This is a genomic window from Streptomyces sp. NPDC059906, assembly GCF_042730645.1.
In the GTDB taxonomy this organism is placed as follows: Bacteria; Actinomycetota; Actinomycetes; order Streptomycetales; family Streptomycetaceae; genus Streptomyces; species Streptomyces rubrogriseus.
Window position 1 is genome coordinate 93,827 of record NZ_JBHWKU010000018.1, and the last position, 24,388, is coordinate 118,214.

19 protein-coding genes and 1 pseudogene are annotated in these 24,388 nt (G+C 72.0%); 7 read left to right on the forward strand and 13 right to left on the reverse strand.

Annotated features, from left to right (window positions below; all coding sequences use genetic code 11):
* Window positions 1–88: 88 nt before the first annotated feature.
* The 5 genes from ACFV9J_RS25650 to ACFV9J_RS25670 all read right to left on the reverse strand — a co-directional run bounded on the left by ACFV9J_RS25650 (window position 89) and on the right by ACFV9J_RS25670 (window position 2,151).
* Window positions 89–388, reverse strand: coding sequence for a hypothetical protein (locus tag ACFV9J_RS25650; protein WP_385357481.1), 300 nt, complete (start codon window positions 386–388; stop codon window positions 89–91).
* A complete protein-coding gene (locus ACFV9J_RS25655; RefSeq protein WP_385357483.1) occupies window positions 385–1,116 on the reverse strand; it encodes a GntR family transcriptional regulator in 732 nt (243 codons plus the stop codon). Before ACFV9J_RS25655 ends, ACFV9J_RS25650 begins: the two co-directional genes overlap by 4 nt.
* A gap of 8 nt (window positions 1,117–1,124) precedes the next feature.
* The gene (locus tag ACFV9J_RS25660) at window positions 1,125–1,349 is read right to left on the reverse strand and encodes a hypothetical protein (RefSeq protein WP_053637609.1); all 225 of its coding nucleotides are present in this window, start codon (window positions 1,347–1,349) and stop codon (window positions 1,125–1,127) included.
* Window positions 1,350–1,548: 199 nt separating this feature from the next.
* Window positions 1,549–1,860 (reverse strand): hypothetical protein, encoded by a 312-nt coding sequence (locus ACFV9J_RS25665; protein WP_385357485.1) that lies wholly within the window; start codon window positions 1,858–1,860, stop codon window positions 1,549–1,551.
* Window positions 1,861–1,872: 12 nt separating this feature from the next.
* Window positions 1,873–2,151: a hypothetical protein gene (locus ACFV9J_RS25670; protein ID WP_385357487.1), complete on the reverse strand. Its 279-nt coding sequence runs from the start codon at window positions 2,149–2,151 to the stop codon at window positions 1,873–1,875.
* 79 nt (window positions 2,152–2,230) lie between these two features.
* Here ACFV9J_RS25670 and ACFV9J_RS25675 point away from each other — a divergent pair, with 79 nt between their 5' ends.
* Window positions 2,231–2,986, forward strand: coding sequence for a GntR family transcriptional regulator (locus ACFV9J_RS25675; RefSeq protein WP_385357489.1), 756 nt, complete (start codon window positions 2,231–2,233; stop codon window positions 2,984–2,986).
* 1,227 nt (window positions 2,987–4,213) lie between these two features.
* Here ACFV9J_RS25675 and ACFV9J_RS25680 read toward each other — a convergent pair.
* From ACFV9J_RS25680 to ACFV9J_RS25690, 3 genes and pseudogenes are all read right to left on the reverse strand, one after another.
* A pseudogene (locus ACFV9J_RS25680) lies at window positions 4,214–4,562 on the reverse strand (helix-turn-helix domain-containing protein).
* A 376-nt stretch (window positions 4,563–4,938) separates the two neighbouring features.
* A complete protein-coding gene (locus ACFV9J_RS25685; RefSeq protein WP_385357492.1) occupies window positions 4,939–5,460 on the reverse strand; it encodes a CbrC family protein in 522 nt (173 codons plus the stop codon).
* Window positions 5,457–5,921 carry a MerR family transcriptional regulator gene (locus ACFV9J_RS25690; protein WP_385357494.1) on the reverse strand — a complete coding sequence of 155 codons (465 nt, stop codon included), beginning with the start codon at window positions 5,919–5,921 and terminating at the stop codon, window positions 5,457–5,459. Before ACFV9J_RS25690 ends, ACFV9J_RS25685 begins: the two co-directional genes overlap by 4 nt.
* 421 nt (window positions 5,922–6,342) lie before the next feature.
* Between ACFV9J_RS25690 and ACFV9J_RS25695 the strand changes: the two genes are divergently transcribed.
* The gene (locus tag ACFV9J_RS25695; protein ID WP_385357496.1) at window positions 6,343–7,842 is read left to right on the forward strand and encodes a SulP family inorganic anion transporter; all 1,500 of its coding nucleotides are present in this window, start codon (window positions 6,343–6,345) and stop codon (window positions 7,840–7,842) included.
* Here ACFV9J_RS25695 and ACFV9J_RS25700 read toward each other — a convergent pair.
* The gene (locus tag ACFV9J_RS25700) at window positions 7,826–8,767 is read right to left on the reverse strand and encodes a phosphotransferase (RefSeq protein ID WP_385357499.1); all 942 of its coding nucleotides are present in this window, start codon (window positions 8,765–8,767) and stop codon (window positions 7,826–7,828) included. The genes ACFV9J_RS25695 and ACFV9J_RS25700 overlap by 17 nt on opposite strands.
* 260 nt (window positions 8,768–9,027) lie before the next feature.
* Between ACFV9J_RS25700 and ACFV9J_RS25705 the strand changes: the two genes are divergently transcribed.
* Together ACFV9J_RS25705 and ACFV9J_RS25710 are read left to right on the forward strand one after the other, a co-directional pair.
* Window positions 9,028–10,266 carry a cation:proton antiporter gene (locus tag ACFV9J_RS25705; RefSeq protein WP_385357501.1) on the forward strand — a complete coding sequence of 413 codons (1,239 nt, stop codon included), beginning with the start codon at window positions 9,028–9,030 and terminating at the stop codon, window positions 10,264–10,266.
* A gap of 62 nt (window positions 10,267–10,328) precedes the next feature.
* A complete protein-coding gene (locus ACFV9J_RS25710; RefSeq protein ID WP_385357624.1) occupies window positions 10,329–10,838 on the forward strand; it encodes a DUF4396 domain-containing protein in 510 nt (169 codons plus the stop codon).
* A 53-nt stretch (window positions 10,839–10,891) separates the two neighbouring features.
* Here ACFV9J_RS25710 and ACFV9J_RS25715 read toward each other — a convergent pair whose 3' ends face one another.
* A complete protein-coding gene (locus ACFV9J_RS25715; protein ID WP_385357503.1) occupies window positions 10,892–11,302 on the reverse strand; it encodes a four-helix bundle copper-binding protein in 411 nt (136 codons plus the stop codon).
* Window positions 11,303–11,449: 147 nt separating this feature from the next.
* Between ACFV9J_RS25715 and ACFV9J_RS25720 the strand changes: the two genes are divergently transcribed.
* The gene (locus ACFV9J_RS25720) at window positions 11,450–12,106 is read left to right on the forward strand and encodes a precorrin-8X methylmutase (protein ID WP_385357506.1); all 657 of its coding nucleotides are present in this window, start codon (window positions 11,450–11,452) and stop codon (window positions 12,104–12,106) included.
* A gap of 31 nt (window positions 12,107–12,137) precedes the next feature.
* On the opposite strand, the gene ACFV9J_RS25725 is transcribed toward ACFV9J_RS25720, so the two are convergent.
* The gene (locus ACFV9J_RS25725; protein WP_385357507.1) at window positions 12,138–12,896 is read right to left on the reverse strand and encodes a cobalt-precorrin-6A reductase; all 759 of its coding nucleotides are present in this window, start codon (window positions 12,894–12,896) and stop codon (window positions 12,138–12,140) included.
* Between the two features lie 211 nt (window positions 12,897–13,107).
* On the opposite strand from ACFV9J_RS25725, the gene ACFV9J_RS25730 reads away from it, so the two are divergent.
* Window positions 13,108–15,201: a SpoIIE family protein phosphatase gene (locus ACFV9J_RS25730; protein ID WP_385357510.1), complete on the forward strand. Its 2,094-nt coding sequence runs from the start codon at window positions 13,108–13,110 to the stop codon at window positions 15,199–15,201.
* Between the two features lie 66 nt (window positions 15,202–15,267).
* Here the strand turns inward: ACFV9J_RS25730 and ACFV9J_RS25735 are convergent, their stop codons facing one another.
* On the reverse strand, window positions 15,268–20,904 hold the full coding sequence (locus ACFV9J_RS25735) for a DNA repair ATPase (protein WP_385357513.1): 5,637 nt from the start codon (window positions 20,902–20,904) through the stop codon (window positions 15,268–15,270).
* Window positions 20,905–20,989: 85 nt separating this feature from the next.
* The gene (locus ACFV9J_RS25740) at window positions 20,990–23,023 is read right to left on the reverse strand and encodes a flotillin family protein (protein ID WP_385357515.1); all 2,034 of its coding nucleotides are present in this window, start codon (window positions 23,021–23,023) and stop codon (window positions 20,990–20,992) included.
* Between the two features lie 612 nt (window positions 23,024–23,635).
* Between ACFV9J_RS25740 and ACFV9J_RS25745 the strand changes: the two genes are divergently transcribed.
* Window positions 23,636–24,382: a hypothetical protein gene (locus tag ACFV9J_RS25745; RefSeq protein WP_385357518.1), complete on the forward strand. Its 747-nt coding sequence runs from the start codon at window positions 23,636–23,638 to the stop codon at window positions 24,380–24,382.
* Window positions 24,383–24,388: the final 6 nt, after the last annotated feature.

Genomic DNA, 24,388 nt, shown 5'->3' on the forward strand with positions numbered 1-24,388 from the left:
GGCTGGTCAGAGCCGTGGGCTTCGCCAGGACCGCTGGTCAGCGGGAGCGGCGATCAGTAGGCGGGCTTCGCCGCCTTGACCGTGCCCTTTAGGACTGGAGTTCGCTCACCGCCAGGAGGTGACCGCGGCTGGTTGCCACGCGGACCGCGTCTCGTAGGGCTCGGGTCACTTCGATAAGCATGAGCCGCAGGTCATCGCGGCCGGCGTCCTGGTCGCCGAGGACTCCGGCGGCCCGCTCCAGAAGATCGGTTGCCATCCCGAGCTGTACCGCTTCGATGTTGTCCGCCAGGCGGGACATGTAGCCGCCGCTGTCATCGGTGCTGAGGTAGCAGGGCTTGCCATCCGGGCCCGACCACGGGAGGAGTCGTAGTTCGTTCTGCGGCGTCACCTGTGCGCCTGCCTTTCTTCGATCACGTGGTGGGTGCTGAAGACGGCGTCGACACGATCCCCAGGGAACACCAGTAATGCCGCCTCAATGACTCGCCCGGTGTTGTCTGCCGCAACGCGGGTGATCGCGAGGACGGCCAAGGCTGTGTTGATCCGCAGGGTCGACGCCTCATCCGGCGTTGGGAGACGTGCGGACACCATCTCGTGCACCTCGGCCGGCGGCGGGTCCGGCACAGAGAAACTGGCTTCCGCCCACGTCCTTGAGGACCGGTTGCTGAGCGCCGTGGTCGGTGTCAGGTCTCGTGGTACGTAGACGCGGGCCAGGCTGTGCGGGGACTCTCCCTCGTAGCTGAGTCGGAGGAATTCGGTCAGTGGGCTTCCGTCGTCCACCTTCAGCAGCGCTGTGAGGTGGCCCCGCGCGGGCAGTGCCGTAGTGCGGACTGTCACGCGCAGGTCCACGTCTGCGGCAGTCCGAGGATCCAGCGTGCCCCATCCACCGACGTACGTGATCTTTCGCAGCGGGCGGCGGACGAAGTTGCCCTTGCCGTGGATCTTCTCGACGAGGCCTTCTCCCTGGAGTACGGCGAGGGCGCTTCGCAGTGTGGCCGTGCTGACCTTGTACCGGTCGGCCAGGGCGGACTCAGACGGGAGCCGTTCACCGGGTCCGATTCGGCCGGTCGTGATCTGGCGTCTCAGGTCGTCAGCGACGACGAGGCGGCGTGACGTCATGGACTGTGTCACCGCCTTCTCGTCATCCGCACGGCGACGAGTCGGGTTCGCCCGTTTATGGTCAGCAGCTCTCCCGACTCGAACAGGAGTTGCTTCGCGCCCTGGGGCAACTGGAAGAGGTCGCTCACCCGGCAGGCTCGACCGCCGACTTGGATGATGTCGCCCCGCAGAACGGTGGCTGCCGTGATCTCGACGTTGGATGCCAGCGCACCCCCGGGCGCCCAGTTGCTCACCGGTTCACCGCCGATCGCGTGGAGTGGTCCGGCGCGGGGTGGCAGGGGCAGGCGCACGTCTCGTAGATCACCGGCAGGTCGACCGGCGCAAGGGATGGCGACGCTTCCGCACAGGCTGTGTGGGTGCCGACCCGGCATGCGGTCGACCGGTAGGCAGCCGCCGCGGTTTCCGAAATGTGGAGGCGTTGACGAGGGGGCATCAGCGAGCACCTGCCAGGGCCGAGAACGCCTCGGCCGACAGTCGCGGCGCCACGACCATCGAGCGTTGGCGTGCGCGCTGCCGCTCCCAGGCCAGCACGTACGGGCGGACGAGCGCGTTGTCCTCGCCCAGGAGGAGGTGAAGGCGGTCGGCGGAGTCCGGCATCCATTCCGGGACGGCCGGTGGCTCTGCGGCGAGCGGGGGAGGCGTCGCTACAGCCGTCCGGGACGGCGTTAAGGCTCGGCGGTGCCTGCCCTTGGGGAAGTACCGCGCTCTGGCGAGCGAGACGGCACGGCGGATACGGTTGAGCACGCTGCTCAGCTCCTATCGCTGATAGCTCGGTCCCCCGACATCGCCCGTCGTGGGGGCCGCTTTGCGTACGACCGCCCATAGGGTGCGGCCGTTCAAGCTGGTGGCGTGGAGCCCGAATCGATCGGCCTCCGCCAGGACTTCCAGGACCTCCCGCCATGACTCGGCGGAGAGCGATTCCGGCACCTCCGCCTCGACCGACATGCACCGGTCGTGCTCCTCCACGCGTGTGGTGAGCCCGACCGCCGATAACCGGGCGGCGATGGCCTCCGCGCTCACTCGCGAAGCGGGCACAGGGAAGCCTCCGTCACTCGGCGATCACTTTGAGTAAAGCTAGTTAACTAGATTAGAGCTAGTGGACTAGATTTTCCATATGCCTGAGCAGCCGCCCTATCTCCGCATCGCCGACGAGCTACGGCAGCGGATCGCGGAGCATGTGTGGGAACCGGGGGACCGGCTGCCCTCCCGCGCGCAGATCGGCCAGGAGTGCGGCGTAGGCGAGAACGTCGTCCGTAGGGCTCAAGAGCTGCTGATCTCCCAAGGCGTGCTGGAAGGTCGAGCCGGTTCGGGCACCTACGTCGCCGAGCCCCGGCAACGCGTACGCGTGGTGCGGTCGTCGGCGCGCGAGCAGCCCGAAGGGTCGCCTTTCCGGGCGGACATGAAGGCCGTCGGCAGGCAGGGCGACTGGGAGAGCAGGACCGACGCCAAGGTGCCGGCCCCGGCGGAAATCGCCGCCCGACTCGGGATCGCCGAGAGCGAGCTGTGCGTCCGAACCGCGTACGAGTTCCTGGCCGACGGCAGGCCCGTGCAGCTCTCGACCAGTTGGGAGCCGTACGACCTCACCGCCGGCACTCTCGTCGTTCTTCCTGAGGGCGGGCCGCACGCTGGAGCGGGCGTCGTGAACCGCATGGCCGCGATCGGCATCACGGTCAGCCACGCCGTGGAGCAGCCCGAGCCGAGGCAGGCGACCGCCGAGGAGGCCTCGCTACTCGGCACTCAGAAAGCCGCACTCGTCACACACATCCGACGGACGTACTACAGCGACGACGGTCGACCCGTGGAGACAGCGGACATCGTGGTCCCTGCGGCTCACTGCGAGATCGTCTACGAGATCCCAATCAGCCGATAGGGCCCCCTGGCATACCCCTGCTCGTTGCGTCTCATTCACACCTCGCTGACTGCCGAGCATGGTTAGGATGCCAACGGAGCTGCGCTCAGCTCGGCACTGCCGAGTCTCGCGCTGTCCCTCTCCGCAGCCGTCATCTGCAAGGTCCTGGCATCGAAGTTGAACGACGACGACCAAGACTCGAAGACGAACGACGAGGAGAACCGTATGGCTGGTGCATCGAAGTTGAGCAGCATGAAGCAGTGGTCCAGCACCATTTGTGACGTACTGGGAGACCTTGCAGTCGGCTTCGCGGGTGGGGCAGTGTCGAGCTGAGCGCAGCTCTTTGCGTTTACGAGGGGGCTCCGTGGGAACAACCGAGACGCCAATCCGCGACCTGGCCCGGCAGGCCGGCTTCGTGCACTGGGTACGAGCTTGGCCCGAAAAGCCATCGTGGCGCGACCGCTTCCGCCGATGGGTTAACCCCGAGTCGTACGACTACAAGCCATCCACAGCACCGCCACCCAGACCCTGGGTCGACAGACCGGCCGGACACTACGAACGGCAAGGCTGGCGGATACGCGCAGCCTACTTCGGTACCGAACTGGCCTTCGAGGTCGAGTACGTGGTCTGCAAGACTTGCGACATGGGCTGGGTGGAATCCCCCTACGCCTATGAAGGGTTCAAGCGCTGCGGCCTCGCCTCAGCAGCCCTTTGCGCTCTTCGCGACGCCTACCCGGGCCTTGAGTGGCATACAGGCGGAGGCCACTTCCGGGACGCAGAGCCCTTCTGGGGTGCAGTCAGTGCAGGCGTCCACGGCGGATATACCCAGAGAGCTAGGTGCCACCATGTCGAACCGTGGCGAGCGCGGCAAGGATGAAAGTGCACGTAATAAGCGGCGAGACCGCATCCTGTCCCGAGTGCAGCCAACCTCTGAGGTCGCTCGGGCTGATCCTCGCCAAGCGGGAAGACGACGGGCGGCGGACTTGCCGGGCAGTGTGGCGGTGCTCCGAACGGCACACGTGGTGGCGATGGTCAGACCGGCCGGAGGATGTGTTGGAGGTCTGCCCAGCTCCGGACCTGTTCCGTTGACATCCAACGGTGACATCAACGAGGCCGGGCGGGGACGCACAACAGCACCCTGGAACGGCCGCCGGATCAGGCGACAACGACACGTAGGACGGGCATAGATCGAACTCCTAAAGCGGGTGTCGCAGGTTCGAGTCCTGCCGGGGGCACCGGAAAGGGCACCTACAGTCGTTCATAGGTGCCCTTCGTCGGTTCAGGCGGCGTGTGGGGGACGTGTGAGTCGCCTTTGTCAATGGTCAGGTTCAGTGTGCCGGCCGAAGCCTTGGCCAGGCGTCGCAGCAGCGGGAGCGTCGGCACGGTGTCGCCCCCTCCGTCCGGGAGACCTGGGGCTGGGTCATCCCGGCTCCAGGTCTGCCAGCTCCGACTGGGAGAGCCCCGGCTCGGTCCTCCGGTCGTACACCGCCTGCCCGAGGTCGCCGGCCAGGCGGGCGTCGACGTATTCCTGGTCGTACTCCACCGCCTCGCCCTCAAGCAGGCGAGTCCGACGCGTCCTCCATGTGCTGTGGTTCATCAGCTCCCCTTGCGCCGCTCGTAGATGTGCTGGGCGTGGGCGGGTTCGGTTTCGGTTTCGGTTTCGCAGACTGTGCGCGCTCAACTTCTGCTGCCTCGCGGACCTCGGCCCGCCGGTACAGGCGGAATGGAAGCGGCTTCGGGCAATCCCGCACTTCGGGTTCGATCTCGATCTGCCATCCCTCCGCCATGCAGTCAACGGCATATGCCTCGAAATGCATGACGCACGCCGCCGCAGGCCTCGGGCCGCGCTCCTCGAACTCGCGCGGCTGCTGCTTCAGTCGGCACGGGACGGCACACATGAGGACGGGTTCCCAAACCAGACAGCTACCAGGACACGTTTGCGCATGTCGTGGACTCGCCACGGCAGACGGTCTTCAGGATGCGTCGGTGTAGGCGAGGTGCGCGCCACAGACGATGCACCGGAAGAGCATCGCGGTCATCCCCTCGCCCAGGTGGGCCAGGAGACGCTCAAGCCGGCCTTCGTCGTAGTGGCCGTCAAGGCGCAGGTCGGCACGTAGCTGGTCGAGGGCTTCGGGATGCTCCGCCAACTCGGTGTACCCGACTTCGCCCACGAAGGCACCCGCGTCGTGGCAGTGGACGAGCCAGTGCGGATCCTGCCAAGCGTGGAAGCCCGGTGTGCGGCGGGTGATCTCGTGCAACACGCCGTCGAGACCGTAGGAGTCGGTGAACTCACCTGCGAAGCGTTCAGCCGCGCTCCCGTCTGCGATGCACCAGGGGCAGAAACGTCCGCTGACCTCGTGGACGGAGTAGAACGTGGCTGTGTAGATCCAGCCCGTGCTGCGGCCGCAGCAGGCGCATGGCTCGGCGGACGTGCGGATGGACCCGCTTGCCAGGGGGTCCGGATGATACCGGAAGAAGGGCAGGTCGACGCTCAACGCGACTTCTTGATGCCGTCGCCGTGCTGCGTGTCGGCTGGCGGGACCGTTCGGTTCAGGCGGGCGGTCAGGGTGGTGGCGAAGTCCTCGGCGCGGGACAGTTGGGTTCGGAGTTTCTCCACCTGTTCGGCGGCGGCCTGCTGGTACGTGCGGACGCGTTCCAGCAGGGCGTCGCGCTCGGCCGTGTCGAGGGCGGCGGCGTCGCCGTCCAGGCGGTCGGTGGCGTCGAGCAGGTCGCGCATCTGCTCGAGGGTGAAGCCGAGCGGCTTCATCCGGCGGATGACCATGAGCCGGGCGACGTCGGTCTCGGTGTATAGGCGGAAGCCGCCCTGGGACCGGTCGGAGGGGATGACCAGGCCGGTCTCCTCGTAGTGCCGGATGGTGCGCAGGGACAGCTCCGTCCGCGCGGCGACCTCACCGATCTGCATGTGCCTGTCGTCCACGTCGTCCAATTCGTCCACCGTTGTTCTCCTGGCCCTTCGCGTCGGTCCGTCAGCCCGGCGGTCCGTCGATCTCTACTCTAACGTTAGGGTAGAGTTGAGGGCGGCGAGGGTGGCCCCGGTTACCCCGCTCTGTCGTTCCGGGGCCGATGACGCCCCCGGCGAAGATCCGATTCCCGCGGGAGAGTGCGTGCGCGAGCCTCTGAAGCCGGTCGCCGCCGCGTGCCCGCCGTGAGCCTTCGCCTCTGGATGTGAGCAGCCCGGCCGGGTCCGTATCGGTCCGGCCCCGCGTCCCTCGCCTCTCGTCCCCAGACTTCCGGCCCGCTCCGCGGGTCGCCCGCGGGGTGCCGTTCCGGCTCCCTGCGCGCCCTTGCCGCACGCACGGCCTGCCCGTGGGTGTGCCCGAGCACGACAGGTACGCGTCTTCTTGTCTTCTGCCGCTGTGACTCCCACTACTCCGGCCGCGCGGCTGCGCGCCCTCAAGCCTGACTGGCTGAACGATCCGAAGGTCTGGCGCACCGAGGTGCTGGCCGGTCTCGTCGTCGCCCTGGCGCTGATCCCGGAGGCCATCTCCTTCTCGATCATCGCCGGTGTCGACCCGGCGATCGGCCTGTTCGCCTCCTTCACCATGGCCGTGACGATCTCCGTCGTCGGCGGTCGCCGCGCGATGATCTCCGCAGCCACCGGCGCGGTCGCACTCGTCATCGCGCCGATGAACAGGGAACACGGCCTGGGCCATCTCGTCGCGACCGTCATCCTGGCCGGTGTCTTCCAGATCGTCCTGGGCGCGGTGGGCGTGGCCAAGCTCATGCGGTTCGTGCCCCGCTCGGTGATGACGGGCTTCGTGAACGCCCTCGCCGTCATGATCTTCATGGCGCAGGTGCCGGAGATGCACGACGTGCCCTGGCCGGTCTACCCGCTGATCATCGGCGGCCTGGCGCTGATGGTGTTCTTCCCGAGGGTCACCAGGGTGGTCCCGGCCCCGCTGGTGTCCATCGTCATCCTCACCGTGATCACCGTCGCCGCCGGGATCGCGGTGCCCACCGTCGGCGACAAGGGCGAACTGCCGTCCTCGCTGCCGGTGCCGGGGCTGCCCGACGTGCCCTTCACCCTGGACACCCTGACCACCGTCGCGCCCTACGCCCTCGCCATGGCGCTGGTCGGCCTGATGGAGTCGCTGATGACCGCCAGGCTCGTCGACGACATCACCGACACCCACTCCTCCAAGACCCGTGAGTCCATCGGCCAGGGCGTCGCCAACATCGTCACCGGTTTCTTCGGCGGGATGGGCGGCTGCGCGATGATCGGCCAGACCATGATCAACGTGAAGGTGTCCGGCGCCCGTACCCGCGTCTCCACCTTCCTCGCGGGCTCGTTCCTGATGGTGCTGTGCATCGTCTTCGGCCCGGTCGTCTCCGACATCCCCATGGCCGCTCTGGTCGCCGTCATGGTCATGGTCGCCTTCGGCACCTTCGACTGGCACTCCGTCGCGCCCAGGACCCTGAGGCGGATGCCCGCCGGGGAGATCGCCGTCATGGTCATCACCGTGATCGTCGTGGTCGCCACCGACAACCTCGCCATCGGCGTCGTCGTCGGCACCGTCACCGCCATGGTCGTCTTCGCCCGGCGCGTCGCCCACCTCGCCCAGGTCACCGCCGTCACGGACCCCGACGGCACCACGGTCGTCTACCGGGTCACCGGGGAGCTGTTCTTCGCCTCCTCCAACGACCTCGTCGGCCAGTTCGACTACGCGGGCGACCCGGACCGGGTCGTCATCGACCTCTCCGCCGCCCACATCTGGGACGCCTCCTCCGTGGCCGCCCTGGACGCGATCGAGACGAAGTACGAGCAACGCGGCAAGACCGTCGAGATCACCGGCCTGAACACCCCGAGCGCCGACCTCCACGGCAGGCTCACCGGCGAACTCACCGGCAGCCACTGACCCTCGTGGTGCCGAACCACGCCTCCGCGAGCGCCGGGAGTGTTTCCACGCCGGGTACGGGCAGTTCACGCAGGTACCAGGGGAGGTCGCTGTACACGTGCAGCAGCGTGTACGCGAGCAGTACCGACGGGTCGAAGGTGTGGCCGTACGCCTTGGCCAGGCGGGCCAGCAGGTCCGGGTCGCCGCCGGTGACGAACAGGCCGACGGCCACGAAGTCGTAGGCGCGGTCACCGATCATGGCGGGTTCGAAGTCGAAGAGCCCGGTCAGCCGCCGCCCCTCGGGGTCGACCATGAAGTGCTGCCGCATCACCTCGGTGTGCAGCAGGCAGCGGTCCGGGTCGCGCGGCAGCGGGACCGAGGCCAGGAAGTCGGGGATCTGCTCCAGCCAGCCGGCCGGCAGCCCGTGGGCGCGCTGCTGTCGCACGGCGCCGGCTCGCTGACGGTCCAGGAAGGCGCCCCAGTCGCCGGGGCCGAGGACGTCCCCGAGGGGACCGGGGTCGAGGGAGTGCAGTACCGCGAGGGTTTCCCCGACCTCGGTGACGAGCCGTTCGCGGTGGTCGCGGGGCACGCGGTCCCAGGCGCGGGCCAGGTTCTCGCCGGGGAGGCGGGACATCAGGACGTACTGCCAGCCGTTCTCGCAGGGGCCGAAGTCACGGACCCGGGGAGTCGGTGTCGGCAGCCGTCCCTGGAGGTGGGTGAGGACCCGGCCCTCCGCGATGCCCGCCTGCGCGGCGGCTCCCGGGAACAGCTTGAGCACGTGCTCGTCGCCCACCGCGTAGACCGGCTGGGAGCCGTCCGGGAAGCGGGTCAGCGGTGCGTCCGCGAGGCCCAGGCGTGCGCACAGGTCGGCCGCACCGAGGCGCATCACCGTCTCGTCGGGGACGACCGCGTCCCGCTCTTCGTCCGATTCCACCGGGGGCAGCATGACCGGGACGGTAGGCCACCGCATGCGGGGGAGCAACGGAGATTCGCCGCTCCTCTTTCGCTCCATCCTTCGCTCCTCCCTTCGCTCCTCCGTCCGGCGTACGCCCGGTAGTCCCGGTCTGTCCGGCGGGCGACAGTGGCAGGGGCGGGCGCCGTCGGTGTCCCGTCCCGGCACGCCGTTCGCGAGGGAGCGTCGATGGCACGGAAGGCGGGGCGGCGACGTCCGCGGCAGTCCGTGGCCGGGCGGCACGGCGGTGCCTCATGAGCCACCCGGGCACCCTCGTCCTGATCCTGGCCGCCGCGGTCCTGGCGCCGCTCCTCGTCCACGCCACGGGGCGGCGGGTCCGGGTCCCCCTGGTCATCTTCGAGATCGCGCTCGGCATCGTGATGGGTCCGGACGTACTCGGCTGGGCGCGTCCCGACGACGTCGTGGACACGCTGGCCGACCTCGGCCTGTCCATGCTCATCTTCCTGGCCGGCTACGAGATCGACTTCGCCGCCGTCCGGGGCGACACCCTGCGCCGTTCCCTGTGGTCCTGGCCGATCGCCCTCGTCGCCGGGATCGCGCTGGCGCTGCTCGTCAGCCGCGGGGACGTCTTCGGGGCGTTCGTCATCGGCACCGCGCTCACCAGCACCACGCTCGGCACCGTACTGCCGATGCTGCGGGACAGCGGCGAGCTGCGCGGCCGGTTCGGGACGGTTATCTCGGCGTTCGGCGCGGTCGGCGAGTTCGGGCCCGTGATCGCCGTGGCGCTGCTGCTCAGCGGACGGCGGCCGGCCGAGTCGGCGGCGCTGCTGGCCGCGTTCGGGGCGATCACGGCCGCCGCCGTGTTCTGGGCGCTGCGCCCGAGACCGCCCTGGTTCGCCCGGCTGACCGAGCGGACCCTGCACACGAGCGGCCAGTTCGCGGTCCGGTTCGTGATGCTGCTGCTCGCCTGCATGCTGGGCCTCGCCGAGGTGTTCGGACTCGACGTCCTGCTGGGCGCGTTCGCGGCCGGTGTCCTGACCCGGCTGGTACTGCTCCGGGCCGCGCCCGCGAGCAGCGGGGAGGTCCTCGGCAAGGTGGAGGCCATGGGCTTCGGCTTCCTCGTGCCCCTCTTCTACGTGGTCACCGGTATCGAGTTCGACCTGGACGCGCTGCTGCACGACCCGGGCGCGCTGCTGCTGGTGCCGGGGTTCCTGCTGCTCTTCCTGCTGGTGCACGGGGGCCCGGTGTACCTCCTCGCGCCCAGGGATCTCGACCGCCGGGACCGGGCGGCGCTGGCGCTGTTCACCTCGACGTGCCTGCCGCTGGTCGTCGCCATCACGACCATCGGCGTCGACCAGGAGCTGATCGCCACGGACCAGGCGGCTTCGCTGGTCGGCGCCGCGATGGTCTCCGTGCTCGTGTTCCCGCTGGTCGCGGCGCGGGTGCGGGGGACGGGCCGGACGGCGCCCGCGACGGACGGGGCCGAGGAATCGGAGGAATCGGAGGAATCGGAGGAATCGGAGGCCTGGTGACGGGGCCATCTCCTGGACTGGATACCCCCCGGGGGTATATCTTCTCCGTCATGGACCACGACATGGACCACAGCACGCACCACTCCGCCCCCGAGGACGACGGGCACGGACACCGCCACGAGCACGGGCACGGGCACGGCACCACCTGGGCGACCGCCATGCAGGCGACGCTGCACTGCCTCACCGGGTGCGCCATCGGCGAGATCCTCGGCATGGTCATCGGCACCGCGCTGATGTGGGGCAACGTGCCGACCATGGTGCTGGCCATCGCCCTGGCCTTCGTCTTCGGCTACTCCTTCACCCTCTTCGCGGTCGTGCGCGCCGGGGTGTCCATGAAGGCCGCGATCAAGGTGGCGCTGGCCGCCGACACCGTCTCCATCGCGGTGATGGAGCTGGTCGACAACGGCATCATCGCCCTCGTACCGGGCGCGATGGACGCGCATCTGTCGGACGGGCTGTTCTGGTACGCCCTGCTCGGCGGCTTCGCCGTGGCGTTCGTGATCACCACGCCGGTCAACAAGTGGATGATCGGCCGCGGCAAGGGCCACGCCGTCGTCCACGCCTACCACTGACCGGCCGGACCCGGACCGTTCCCCGACGACCCCCGACGAACTGCTCGCCGGCCTCAGCCCAGGCCGGCGAGCAGTTCCTGGCACGCCTGCTCACAGCTCCGGCACGCCTCCGCGCAGACCCGGCAGTGCTCGTGCAGGCCGGCGTGCCGGGCGCACTCGTCGCCGCACGCCGCGCAGACGGTCGCGCAGGCCTGGAGCACGGCCCGGGTCACGTTGGCGTCGTAGCCCGTGTGCCGGGACAGGACCGCGGCCGTGGCGGTGCAGACGTCGGCGCAGTCCATGTCGGTGCGGATGCACTTGGTCAGATCCGCGACCGTGGGCTCCGACAGGCAGGCGTCGGCGCACGCGGTGCACGCCTGGGCGCACCTGAGGCACTCCTCGATACACCTGGCCATGGCCTCCCGGTCCACGCCGCCCAGGTCGGCCGGGTAGGTGCGGAGCAGGTCGTTGACGGTGGTGGGCATGGCGGCCGCTTCCCTTCCGTTCACGGGTACGTCCGGGTGGTTCCTGCCGGGTTTCACCGTGCGGCGCACCGCAAACCGCCGCCGCACACCTGTCGGTATGCTCCCCGCCGTGGCCGTCCGCCGACCGAGAACAGCGAGAAGAGCACCGTGACCCCGTACGACTCCAAGAACGAGTACGAGTACGAGTACGAGAAGGACGGCGCGGCCATCTACCGCCAGTCCTTCGCCACCATCCGCGCGGAGGCCGACCTGTCCGGGCTGCCCGCCGACGTCGGCCGGGTCGCGGTCCGGATGATCCACGCCTGCGGCATGGTCGACCTGGTCCGCGATCTGTCCTGGTCCCCGGGCGTCGTCTCCCGCGCCCGCGAGGCCCTGCGCGCCGGTGCGCCCGTGCTGTGCGACGTGCGGATGGTGGCGAGCGGTGTGACGCGCGCCCGGCTGCCCGCGGACAACGACGTCGTGTGCACCCTGTCCGACCCCGCCGTCCCCGAGCTGGCGGCCCGGCTCGGCACCACGCGCAGCGCCGCCGCGCTGGAGCTGTGGCGCGACCGGCTGGACGGTGCCGTGGTCGCCGTCGGCAACGCGCCCACCGCGCTCTTCCGGCTGCTGGAGATGATCGGCGAGGGGGCTCCGCGCCCGGCCGCGGTCATCGGCGTACCCGTCGGCTTCGTCGGTGCCGCCGAGTCCAAGGAGGCGCTGGCCGCCCACCCGTCCGGGGTGGAGCACCTCGTCGTACGGGGGCGTCGCGGGGGCAGCGCGCTCGCCGCCGCCGCGATCAACGCGATCGCCGGCGAGGAGGAGTGAGCCGCGCGCGGTACGGCGGCCCGCACGTGACCTAGGGGTTGCGCCTCGCGCGGGCCCCCGCGACCCACCGTGCCGCCTGCCCGGGTTCGGTCACGACCGGTACCCCCTCGGGCACCGGGGGCCTGCGCACCACGAGCACCGGCAGCCCCGCCTCACGGGCCGCCGTCAGCTTCGGGGCGGTGGCCGCTCCCCCGCTGTCCTTGGTGACCAGGACGTCGATCCGGTGCCGGCGCAGCAGCTCGCGCTCCCCTTCGAGGGTGAAGGGGCCGCGGTCCAGCAGGACTTCCGTGCGGGGCGGGCGGGGCCCCTCGGGCGCGTCGACGGACCGGACGAGGAACCACGGGTCGGCCAGCGGGGCGAAGACGGCCAGGCCCGTGCGGCCGGTGGTCAGGAAGACCCGCCGGCCGAGCGCGGGCAGCAGTGCGGCGGCCTCCGGCAGGGAGCCGGCCTCGTGCCAGACGTCCCCGTCGACCGGCCGCCAGCCGGGGCGTTGCAGCGCGAGCAGCGGGACCCGGGCGGTGGCGGCGGCGTGTGCCGCGTTGCGGGTGATGGTGCCGGCGAAGGGGTGGGTGGCGTCGACGAGCAGGTCGACGGCGTGCTCGCGGAGCCAGGCGGCCAGTCCGTCGGCGCCGCCGAAGCCACCGACGCGTACCTCGCCGGGTGGTCTCCTGGGCGCGGAGACCCGTCCTGCCAGGGAGGTCGTCACGCGTGGCCCCGCCGGCTGCCCGGCCGCCAGCAGTTCGGCCAGGCGGCGGGCCTCCGTGGTGCCGCCGAGGATCAGCACGTGCACGGCAGTCCGTCTCCCTTCCCCGGTTCCCGCTTCTTCCGGTTCCCGCTTCCCCCGGTTCCCACTTCCCCCGGATCCCGCTTCCCCCAGTTGCCGCTGTCGGCGGTCGCGTCGAGCCAAGCACATCCTCCGGCCGAGTTGCCGGACGGGGCCGATGCGAGAAGGTGAGGAAGGTGAGGAAGGTGAAGGGGAAGGCCGCGAAGGGAGAGCATGCGTGACTCGCGATCCCATCGGCGACGCCGCGGTGCTCAACGCGCTGTTCGCCAACTCGCCCCAGGGCCTGTTCGTCTTCGACTCCGAGCAGCGGGTCACCCGCTACAACCCCGCCGGCCGGGGAGTGCGGGGGCTGTCCGAGGAGGACGTCGTCGGACGGGGCATCGCCGACTTCGCCCCCGGGTTCGAAGCGGGCGAACTCCAGATGCTGATCGACGAGGTCCTGTCGACCGGCGAGGCGTTGCGGGGCCGCCTGGTCCGGGGCAGGGCGCCGTCCGGTCCGCACCGCACCCTCGCCGTCGAGGTGTCCCTCTTCCCGCTGCACGACCTCGGCGACGGCAGGCCCGGTCTGGTGGGCGTGGTCGAGGACGTGACCGAGCGGCAGGCCGCGGCGGACCGGCTCGCCGTGCTCAGCGAGGTGCACGCGACCGTCGGCTCCACGCTGGACGTACGGACCACCGGCGACGAACTGGTGGCGGCCCTGGTGCCCGCCTTCGCCGACGCGGCCACCGTCGACCTGCTGGACGACGGTGTCGTCGCGGCCGAGCGGGCGGCCGGTCCCCCGGGGACGGAGGTTCCGCTGCGGAGGGTGGCGTTCGCCCCGCCGACCGCCGCGGTGAGCCGCAAGGAGGGCGACAGCCGTCCGCTCCCCTTCCCCACCCCGTACACGCAGGTCCTCAACGACATGCGGGCCCGGCTGGTCCGCGTCTCCTCCGACGACCCCTGGCTGTCCACCGACCCGGAGGGCTTCGAGCCGCTGGTCCGGACGGGCGTGCACTCCATGATCGTCGCCCCGCTGCTGGCCCGGGACACCGTGCTCGGGCTGCTGACCCTGTACCGGCACCGGGCCGACCCCTTCGAGGAGGCCGATCTGGACGTGGCCCGGCAGGCGGCGTTCACCGCTTCCGTGCACCTGGACAACGCGCACAGCTACCGACGCGAGCACACCGTGGCGGCCGCCCTCCAGCGGCGGCTGCAGCCCGGCGCGATCCCGCTGCTCTCGGCGGTGGAGACCGCCCACGTGTACCTGCCCGAGAGCGCCGGCGGCGACTGGTTCGACGTCGTCCCCCTCTCCGGCACGCGCGTCGCCCTCGTCGTCGGCGACGTCACCGGCCACGGCATCGAGGCGGCGGCCACGATGGGGCAGCTGCGCCTCGCCGTGCGCACCCTCGCCCTGCGGGACCTGGAGACGGACGAGCTGCTGACCCACCTGGACGAGGTCGCCTCCCAGCTGGCGGACGCCTCCGGTCCGGGCGGCAACGCCGCGTTGGCGACCTGCGCGGTCACCGTCTACAACCCCGTCACCCAGCACTGCGCCATGGTCCGCGCGGGGCACCCCGCCCCCGTCGTCGTCGACCCGGACGGAGTCCCCCGCGCCGTGGACGTCCCGCAGGGGCCGCCGCTCGGGACCGGCGGCGGACACGTCTTCACCCCGGCCGTGCTCGAACTGGCGCCGGGCACCCTGCTGGCCCTGCACACCAACGGCCTCACCCGGGGCAACGGCGATCGGGAGGACACCGCCCGGCGCCGTCTCGAACACATCCTCGCCTCCACGACCCGGCCGCTGCAGGAGCTGTGCGACACCGCCGTCTACCACATGGCGCCCTCCCGCCACGACGACGCCGTCCTGCTGCTCGCGCGCACCCGAGCGCTGCCGTCGGAGCACGTCGCGGACTGGACGCTGCCCGCCGACGCCTCCGTGGTGGGCACCGCCCGGCGGCTCGTCGACCGGCAGCTCGCGTCCTGGGGCCTGGACGAGTCGGTCTTCACCACCGAACTCGTCGTCAGCGAACTCGTCACCAACGCCATCCGCTACGGCAAGGGCCCGGTGCGGCTGCGGCTCATCCGCGACCGGGGCCGGCTGCTGACCGAGGTCACGGACGCCAACAACGCCAGCCCCCATCTGCGCCGGGCCCGGGACAACGACGAGGGCGGCAGGGGCCTGTTCATCGTGATGCGGCTCAGCACCCACTGGGGCGTCCGGCACAGCCGGCACGACAAGACCATCTGGTCCGAGCAGCGGCTCGACGCGGGGCCGCCGGACGCGTCCGGCCTGCTGGACGCCTTCGACGTGACGGACACGGCGGAGCTGTGAGCGGCTGTGAACGGGACTGTGAGCGGCTGTGAGCGGCTGTGAGCGGGGCTGTGACCGGCCCCGCGCTCACCGCTCTGTTCCGCCGGCGGCGTGCCGCGCGTGCGGGTCGGCCAGGAGGTGGCGGGGGTCGGCGGCGCGGGTGATGGCGGACTCCACGGCGGCGACGCGGTCGGCGAGCAGGCCCAGCGCGGCGACGGCACGGGTGAGCGGGTCGTCGTCCGGACCGCCGAGGGTGCGGGCGCGGACGTGGGCGGCGCGCACCTCGGCCCAGCGGTCGGCCTGCTCGGGGGTGAGCGTGCCGCGCAGTTCGGCGAGCTTGAGGAGGTTGGCCTCGGCCCCGTGGGTCAGGGTCTGCGCCTCGGCGGTGTAGTGGTCGTCGAGGACGGCGGCGCGTTCGGCGTCGTTCATGACGGGGCGGACGCGCTGGGCGATCTTGTTCATGTTGCGGTAGGAGCCCTGGAGCCGGAAGGCGGGTTCGGTACGGGTCTCCTCCGACCGGGCCGCGGAGGCGATGTAGGCGGCGTTGACGGCCAGCACCGTCTCGCGGGCGGCCACCAGGTGGCGCAGGACGGACAGGATCCGCTCCAGCTCGGCCGGCGGGTAGGCGTGGCCGAGGCGGTCGGCGCGGGCGGTGGGGTCGCCGGTGGCGAGGCGGACGAGCAGCTCCAGGTCGGCGCGGTCGCGGCCGGCGAGCGGGGCCAGGACCGGGTTGGCGGTGAGCGCGTTCTCCAGGAAGCTGAGCGCGAAGGCCTCCTCCTTGCCGGTGAGGACGTCGCCGAGGTTCCAGACGTCGGCCCGGTTGGCGAGCATGTCGGGGACCTGGAAGCGGGCGCCGGACTCGGTGTAGGGGTTGCCGGCCATGCAGACGGCGAAGCGCTTGCCGCGCAGGTCGTAGGTGCGGGGCGCGCCGTCCCGCACGCCGTCCACGCGGCGGGTGGCGTCGCACAGCGGGATGAACTTCTGGAGCAGCTCAGGCGAGGTGTGCTGGATGTCGTCCAGGTAGAGCAGCGTGTTGTTCGCCGACGCCAGCGCGAAGTTGATCTTCTCCACCTCCTGGCGTGCGGTGGCGTTCGGGGCGTCGGCCGGGTCGAGCGAGGTGACGCCGTGGCCGAGCGCGGGGCCGCCGACCTTCACCAGCATCAGGCCGAGGCGCTCGGCGACGTACTCGACCAGGGTCGTCTTGCCGTATCCCGGCGGGGAGAGCAGCAGCAGGAGGCCGCCCGTGTCGGTGCGCTTGCCGTCGCCGGTGGCGCCGAGCTGTTTGGCCAGGCTGTCGCCGACGAGCGGGAGGTAGACCTCGTCCACGAGCCGGTTGCGGACGAAGGCGGACATGACGCGCGGCCTGTGGTCGTCCAGGCGCAGGCGGGCCCGCTCGGCGCCCACGAGGGCGGTACGGCGCCGCTGGTAGGCGCGGAACGCGGGGACGTCGTGCGCGGCGAAGCGGGCGGTACGGGCGAGGAACTCGTCGAGGCGCAGCGGCAGCCGGCCTCCGGTGATGCGCGGGTGGGTGCCCAGCAGGCCCTCCGCCGTGGCCGTCGGCGGAACGTCGCCGTCGTAGCGGGGCAGGTCGGGACAGAGCTCGGCGGCCACCGCCTCGGCCAGGTCGCCGGGGGTGAGGCCGGTGCCGCCGGCGGCGGCGTACGAGGAGATCCACGCCTCGGCGAGCTGCCCGCGGGCCGCCAGGTCGTCCAGCGCGGCCAGGTCCTCGTCGTAGGCCGGGGTGCCCACCGTGCGGCGGAACTTCTCCAGCAGCGTGCGGGTACCGGCGCCGAGGACGAAGCCCCCGGGGTCGGTGGTCAGTTCGTGGAAGAGGTACGCGGCGGCCGCGCGGGCAAGCTCCGCACCGGAGCCCAACAGCTCCGCGGGCCAGCCGGCCACGCCGGTCATGCCGACCGTGCCTGTCGCGCCGACCGTGCCGGTCATACCTGCCGTGCCTGTCGCGCCGGTCGCGCCGGTCGCGCCGGTCGCGCCGGTCGCGCCGGTCATGCCGGTCGTGCCTGTCGCGCCGGTCGCGCCGGTCATGCCGGTCGTGCCTGTCGCGCCGGTCGCGCCGGTCATGCCGGTCGGAATACCGGTGGCCTCGGCCGCCCCGGCGACCCCTCCGGCCGAGCGGGCCACTCCCCCGCCGCCCCGGGGCACACCCGCCGCCCGGCCAACAGCCCCCGCGGCGAAGGAACCGGCCGCCCCCACCAGCGAACCGTCCTCGGCCGCCCCGGCGAACCCTCCGGCCGAGCGGGCCACTCCCCCGCCGCCCCGGGGCACACCCGCCGCCCGGCCAACAGCCCCCGCGGCGAAGGAACCGTCCGCCCCCGCAGGCGAGCCGTCCCCGGCCGCCAGGCCAGCCGCCCCGGCCGTCCCGGTCACCGAACCGGAAGCCCCCGCCGGTGAACCGGCGCCCCAGCCGGCCGCGGTCTCCGGGTCCGCCGGGACGGCCACGGTCTCCCCCGGGCTCGGTACCAGTACTGGTCCCGGAACCGGTCCCGCAACCGAGCCCGTCCGCGTCCACGCGGCGACGGCTCCCGCCAGTTCCTCCTCCAGGGCCGCGACGGCGCCGGAGAGGCCGAAGGTGTCGCGGGCGCGGGCCAGGGAGCGGGCGCGCCGGGTCCACGTCTCGCGGGCTCGCGGTGTTGTGCCGTGCGCCCAGAAGAGCTGGGCGGCGGCGCGGGCGGCCGGCTCGTGGACGAGGGTCCCGGCGTTGTCGTACAGGGGCAGCAGCGCGGTCAGGACGGCCGTCGCGTCGTGGTCGTGCACGCCCCGCTCGTAGCCCTCGTCGTACGCCTCCTGCGCGGCCTCGCGGACGAGGGCGGGCAGGTCGTCGGCGTCGGCGAGGGTGCTCGCGCCGTGCTGCCGCAGCAGGCGGGCGGCGAGGTGTTCGGCGCGGTAGACGCCGGGGGACTCCGAGGGGAGGGTGCGGTCCCAGTGCGCGCGGGTGGCCGCGAAGTCCGGGTCGGTCACCGGTGAGCGGTAGTCCGTGCCGGTGAGGGCGAAGGCGAGCCCGTCGCCGTCGGGGACGAGGGTGAGGTCGAGGGGCTGGGTGTTGACGGCGAAGCGGTGGGCGCCCAGGCGCAGGGTGCGGCCGTCGTCGGCGTACAGGTCGGTGCGGTCGCGCAGGGCGCGGGAGGCCTCCTGGCGGGCGGACTTGAGGCGCCCGTCGAGTTCCTCGGCGCGGACGCTGTCGCCGAGGGCGCGCAGTTCGTCGGCGGTGCGGCGGACCTTGGCCGGCATGGGGTCGGAGGCGAAGTACGTGCTGACCGCGTCGGCGTCGGCGAGGGTGGCGCAGCGCCGGGTGATCGTCTCCATGATCCGGGCGGCGGAGGCGGCGAGTTGCTCGGCGCGGCGGGCGCGGGTGTCGGAGAGGGACTGTTTGCGGGCGGCGAGCGCGTCGTAGATCTCGGTGCGTTTGTCGGCGAGTTCGGTCAGGAAGCCGTCGAACTCCGCGAAACGGGACTCCAGGTCCTCCAGCCGGGCAAGGAGCCGCGCCAGCTGGTCGTCGCAGCGCTCGGGGGTGTCGGCGGCGGCGAGCGCGGCGGTGACGGCCTGGCCGAGCAGGGCGGTCTCGGCGGTGAACTCGGCGCGGCCCTCGCGGTCGAGGAGGGCGCGGCGGCGGGCGTCGAGGGTGGCGCGGGCGCGGTTGACGCCGCCCAGGACGGCGGCGACGCGTTCCAGCAGGGCGGTGCGGACGGTGGCGTCGCCCATGTCGAGTTCGGCGACGACGTCGGTGACCGTGCGCAGCCCGTCGGCGAGTTCGTCGAGCCGGGCCGCGACGGGTCCGGCCTCGGCGACGGTGGCGATGGCCTCCGCGTCGGCGACGAGCGCTTCGACGTCCGCGCGCTGGGCGTCGAAGGCGTCCTCGCGGGCGAGGAAGGCCACGGCCCGCCGGCCCAGCTCGGCGAGGGACGCCTCGGCCTCCTCGGCGAGGGCGTCGATGCCGGGGGCGTCGGCGTACCGCATCTCCTTGACGGTCAGCAGGTGCCCGTGGGCGTGCCGCAGTTCGGTCAGGCCCCGTACCCAGGCGGCGGCCTCCTTGGGCGCCTCGCCGCGCAGCCGCCGCACCACCGACGCGATCCGCTCGGCGGCCTCGTCGCGGGCCCCGGCGGCCCGCCGGGTCAGGTCCCGTACGGTCTCGAACTCGGCCAGTACCTGCTCGGCGGTCTCCCGGACCGCGGCCAGCGCGCCGGCCAGGTCGCCCAGGTCCGCCTCGCCCAGCCAGTGGTGGCCGTCGGCCGCGCGCACGCAGGAGGCGGCGAGCGCCCGGTAGCCCTCGGCGGTGGTGATGCCCTCGCCGACGGCCCCGGCGACGGACAGGCAGGCGGAGATGCCGCGCACCAGGTCGGCGTTGCCGACGCGGGCCAGCGGGCCGCTCCCGGCGGGCGCGGCGGCGGCGTGCGTGTCGGAGACGTACGGCGAGTGCCACAGCTGCACGGGGTGCACCTGGGCGGGTTCGTCGCCGTCCGCGCGCAGCACGGTGAAGGTGCCGTCCTCCGCCAGCGCCCAGCCCCGGCAGGGCAGCGGGTTGGCGACCTCCTTGCGGATGGTGTTGTACGACAGCAGCAGGCCCCGGCTCTCGCCGCGCGCGTGGAAGGCGTACAGCACGTCCTCGCCGTTCGGCGAGCGCACCTCGCGTTCGAACTCCAGCCCGGTCGCGTCGAGTTCGTACGTCTTGTGCACTCCGGTGGCCAGGCAGTAGCCGCCGGGGAAGACGATGCCCTGGTCGTCGGGCAGGCGGCGGCAGGCCAGGCCGATGCCGTCCAGGCGGACCACCGACTTGGTGAGGGTGTTGAACACCAGGTGCCGGTCGGTGTCCTCCTTATAGGGCCGGACCCGCAGCAGGATCAGGGCACCCACCCGGGCGTGCGCGATGTCGGCGTCGGCCAGGGACTGGAGGGGTTCGGCGACCGGCTCGGAGTAGACGCCCCCGGCCGTCTCGGTGTCGTCCTCCAGCTTGACGGTGAGGGCGCCGCCGACGGCGCTGACGTGGAACTCGCCGCGCACCGAGACGTGCGGGTGGCGGCCCAGAACGTGGTCCTCGCGGGTCGCGGCCCTCCACTCGAAGTCGTGGGACGGCGGGAACACGTCGTCGCGTTCGCCCCGCGCGTCCAGGAAGGCCGCCCGCCCGTCCTCGGTGAGTTCCCAGCGCAGGACGCGGATGTCGTCGGCCTTCTCGCCGGTGCGGAAGACGGCCAGCAGCCTGCCGCCGACGGGGCGCAGCCGCAGCAGCCGGGCCTGCCGGTAGTAGCGGTGCAGGTCGGCGAACTCCCGTACGAAGGCGGGGTCGTCGAGCAGGCCGGGCACGGCCTGCTCGGGCAGCGGGTTCAGGTCGCGGTCGTACAGCGTGAAGACATCCGCCACGTCCACCACGTCCGCCACGGCCGCCACGGCCGCCACGACGGTGCGGTGCCCCGGGCGGCCGGTGGAGCCGAGGAGCAGGGCGTCGCCGACGGCGGCGAGGTCGCACGGCACCCCCGGGTGCTCGGTGCGCAGCCGCTCGGTGGAGGCCAGTTCGAGCCGGGCCGAGCCGAACTCCGCCACCCGGCGGGCGTTGAGGAGTCCGGCGCGGCGGGCGAGGTCGGCGCTCTGCGCGGCGAGACGGTCGCGCAGCACCTCGTACGCACCGGCGTCGGCGGTGTCGCCGGTGTCCGCGGTGTCGCCCGTGTCGCCGGTGTCGTGCGTGCCGGTCGTAGCCTTCTCCGGAGCGGTGGCCATGAGCGGTTGGTCCCTTCCTGCGAGCGGGGCGCCGGAACCGTCGACCCCCGTACGGCGGTCCCGGCACCCGGTCGGTGATGGCCGGTCAGACCCTGGCCGTGCCGTTCAGGGCGGTGAGCGGGGTGTCGGCGAGGCCCAGCTCGCCCGCCCGGTCCAGGAGGCGCTGGACCTGCCCGGCGTCCGTGCCGCCCGCCTTCATCAGCTTCATCAGCAGCGCGGAGACCGTCAGGTTCTGCACGTCGGCCGTGGAGAACGAGCCGAGCACGCGGGTCAGGTCGTCGGTGAAGCTCGACGAGCCGTCCAGCCAGGGCCCCGCGAGGGCCTGTGCCGTCTCGGAGTGCTTGACGAACCCGTCGACGCCCTTGCCGAGCGCGACCGAGGACATCAGGCGGTCGAAGAAGACCGTGTCGCCGCCGACGATGTCAATGTCGGCGTTCTCCAGACCGGTGGCGAGCACCGTGGCCTGGGCCTCGGCGACCTGCCGCTGCACGTCCAGGCCGGCCAGCCGGATGTCCTTCTCCGCCTCCAGGCGCAGCCGGTACTCCTCGTGGCCGCGCGAGGCGTCGTCCAGGGCGGCCATCGCTGCGGCCTTCTCGGTGAGCCCGGCGGCCTCCGCCTTCAGCCTGCTGCCGATCGCCTCCGCCTCGGCGAGGGCCTTGGCCCGCGCGCCCTCGGCCTCGGCGCGCATCCGGGCCCCGGTCGCCTCCGCCTCGGCGCGGCCGGCCTTCTCGATGACGTCGGCCTCCTTGTCGCGGACCTGGACCGCCGCAAGGCCCGCCGCGGCCGCCTCGGCCTGGATTCCCTCGGCCATCCGCAGCTTGGCCTGCGCCTCCAGGTCGGCGCTCTTCAACCGGGCCTCGGCCATGGTGAGTTCCTCGGCGGCGCGGTGGGTGGCCGCCGCCTCCGCCGCCTCGGCGGCCTTGATGTCCTTGACCAGCCGCTCCTGCGCCTGGGCCTCGGCGGCGATGATCACGGTCTGCCGGTCCCGCTCCGCCTCCTCCACGGCGCGCAGCTTCTTGATGGACTCCTCCTGCTCGGCGACCGTGCGGTCCACGGCGACCCGCTCGCGGACGACCTCGGCGATGCTGCGCTTCTCCGCCTCGACCTCCTTCTCGGCGGCGATCCGGGTCAGCTCGGTCTCCCGCTCGCGGCCGATGGCCTCCAGCATGCGGTCCTTCTCGATGCGCTCGTTCTCCACGGCGATGACCCGCTCGCGGTTCTTCGCGGCGACCGCGACCTCCCGGGCCTGGTTCTCGCGCTGCACGCCGAGCTGCTCCTCCGTGCGCAGGAACGCCGCCTGCGCGCGCAGCCGCTCCTCCTCCACCACCCGTGCCGTCTCGGCCTCCTCGCGGGCCCGGGTGGTGTCGATCTCGCGCTTCTGCTTGATCTCGGCGTCGGCCTGCCGGCGCTCCAGCTCCAGTACGGCCTCGCGCGCGTCGACGTTCTGCCGGGTGATCTCCTTCTCCTCGGTGCGCCGGGCCTCGTTGGTGCGCACGTGCTCGACGGCCGTCAGCTCGGTGATCTTCCGGATGCCCTGGGCGTCCAGGACGTTGGCCGGGTCCAGCTGGGTCAGCGGCGTCTGCTCCAGGTAGTCGATGGCCGCGTCCTCGAGGTGGTACCCGCTGAGGTCGACGCCGATGACCTCGATGATCCGGTACCGCAGCTCCTCGCGCTTGGTGTAGAGGTCGGTGAAGTCCAGCTGCTTGCCGACGGTCTTCAGCGCCTCGGAGAACTTCGCGTGGAACAGCTCCTGCAGCGTGTCCCGGTCGCTGGCACGGGCCGTGCCGACCGCCTGGGCGACCTTGACGACGTCCTCGACGGTCTTGTTGACCTTGACGAAGAACGTGATGCGGATGTCCGCCCGGATGTTGTCCCGGCAGATCAGCCCCTCCTTGCCGGCCCGGGTGATCTCGATCGTCTTGACCGAGATGTCCATCACCTCGGCCCGGTGCAGCACCGGCAGCACCACCTGACCCGTGAAGGTCACGTCCACCTTGCGCATCTTCGAGACGATCAGCGCCTTGCCCTGCTCCACCTTGCGGAAGAGCCGCGAGACGCCGAACAGCACGACGGCGACGACGAGCAGACAGACGACGGCGAGGACACCGATGACTTCCATGGCATACGTCCTTACGGCATGAGGCGGCTGTCGCGGCGGCCGGACGAGCGCGGCCGGCCGCCGCCGATGTTGGTGTGGTGACGCCCGTGCGGACAGGCGTGGTTCCGGGGGCGGATCTTCGAACGGACCGCGCCCGCGCCGGTCCCCCGGCAGAGGCGGAGGGCGGGTCTCAGACGGCGCGGCGGCCGTGTGCCGCGGCGCCGGCGGCGCGCGGGGCGCGGCCGGGTTCGTCGGGACGGGGGCGGAGCCGGTGGAGGGGGCGGAGGGGGCGGACGAACGGACTGCGCGTCGTCTTCGTCGTCATCGTCCCGCCCCCTCCGCGCAGTGCTCCCCCGTGCGCCCCATGATGTGTGACGGTGCCGCCTATCCGCATTGCCGGTTTCCGGAAGCGTTCACCAGGGCTTGGGTGCCGGTGAACCGCCCCGGGGCGATCAACGGGGCGATCAACGGGCCGGCCATACCGGAAGCCGATCGGAAGCGCATCGGAACCCCGGAAATCTGGTTCCGGAAGCGCCGCCACTGGTCGGATCGGTCGATGCACAAGGCACATCGGCCCACTCGGGGCGCGTGCCGTATCCGCCCGGCCGGATACCGGCGGCAATGAGGTGACAGATGAGCAGTACACGCGTCCCGTCCGGCGCCAGGGGTTCCTACCCCGCACCGGGGCTCGCACTCACGCCCGGCCCCGTACGCAACCAGGCACTGACCGTGATCGCGGTCCCCTTCGTCCTCATAGTCGTGCTGGCCGTCGTGCTCGCCGCGACCGGCCCGGACGACGGAGCGCCCGCCACCGACGGGCTCTACGGCAGCGGAGCGCTGCCGGACTGGGGGTCCGGCACGACCGACGACGGCACCTCGGAGGACGGCGCCTCGGGTGACGGCACCGACACCGACGGAACTTACGGCGACGGCACGTACGAGGACGGAACTTACGGCGACGGCACGTACGACGACGGCACGTACGACGACGGCACCACGGAAGAGACCCCCACGGACGACACCACGACCGACGACACGACCGACGACACGGCCACCGACGACACGGCCACCGAGGACACCACCGCCGACGGGAGCGGGCCGGAGGCGACCGTGACGGCGTACTTCGACGCCATCAACAACCGCGACTTCGCGACCGCGTGGGAACTGGGCGGCAAGAACCTCGACCAGGACTACGACTCCTTCGTCGCCGGCTTCGGGACGACGCAGCGGGACGACGTCACCGTGACCGGCACGTCCGGCGACGACGTCTCGGTCACGGTCGTGGCCTGGGAGACCGACGGCACGCAGACGACGTTCGAGGGCACCTACACCGTCAGCGGCGGCGTCATCACCTCGGCCGACATGCGGGAAGGGAACTGAGCAGCC

Excerpts from the sequence above, each read along its gene's own strand:
- ACFV9J_RS25655 (WP_385357483.1), bottom strand. The coding sequence starts at position 1,116 with ATGACGTCACGCCGCCTCGTCGTCGCTGACGACCTGAGACGCCAGATC.
- ACFV9J_RS25675 (WP_385357489.1), top strand. The coding sequence starts at position 2,231 with ATGCCTGAGCAGCCGCCCTATCTCCGCATCGCCGACGAGCTACGGCAG.
- ACFV9J_RS25700 (WP_385357499.1), bottom strand. The coding sequence starts at position 8,767 with ATGCTGCCCCCGGTGGAATCGGACGAAGAGCGGGACGCGGTCGTCCCC.
- ACFV9J_RS25705 (WP_385357501.1), top strand. The coding sequence starts at position 9,028 with ATGAGCCACCCGGGCACCCTCGTCCTGATCCTGGCCGCCGCGGTCCTG.
- ACFV9J_RS25710 (WP_385357624.1), top strand. The coding sequence starts at position 10,329 with ATGGACCACAGCACGCACCACTCCGCCCCCGAGGACGACGGGCACGGA.
- ACFV9J_RS25715 (WP_385357503.1), bottom strand. The coding sequence starts at position 11,302 with ATGCCCACCACCGTCAACGACCTGCTCCGCACCTACCCGGCCGACCTG.
- ACFV9J_RS25735 (WP_385357513.1), bottom strand. The coding sequence starts at position 20,904 with ATGGCCACCGCTCCGGAGAAGGCTACGACCGGCACGCACGACACCGGC.
- ACFV9J_RS25740 (WP_385357515.1), bottom strand. The coding sequence starts at position 23,023 with ATGGAAGTCATCGGTGTCCTCGCCGTCGTCTGTCTGCTCGTCGTCGCC.
- ACFV9J_RS25745 (WP_385357518.1), top strand. The coding sequence starts at position 23,636 with ATGAGCAGTACACGCGTCCCGTCCGGCGCCAGGGGTTCCTACCCCGCA.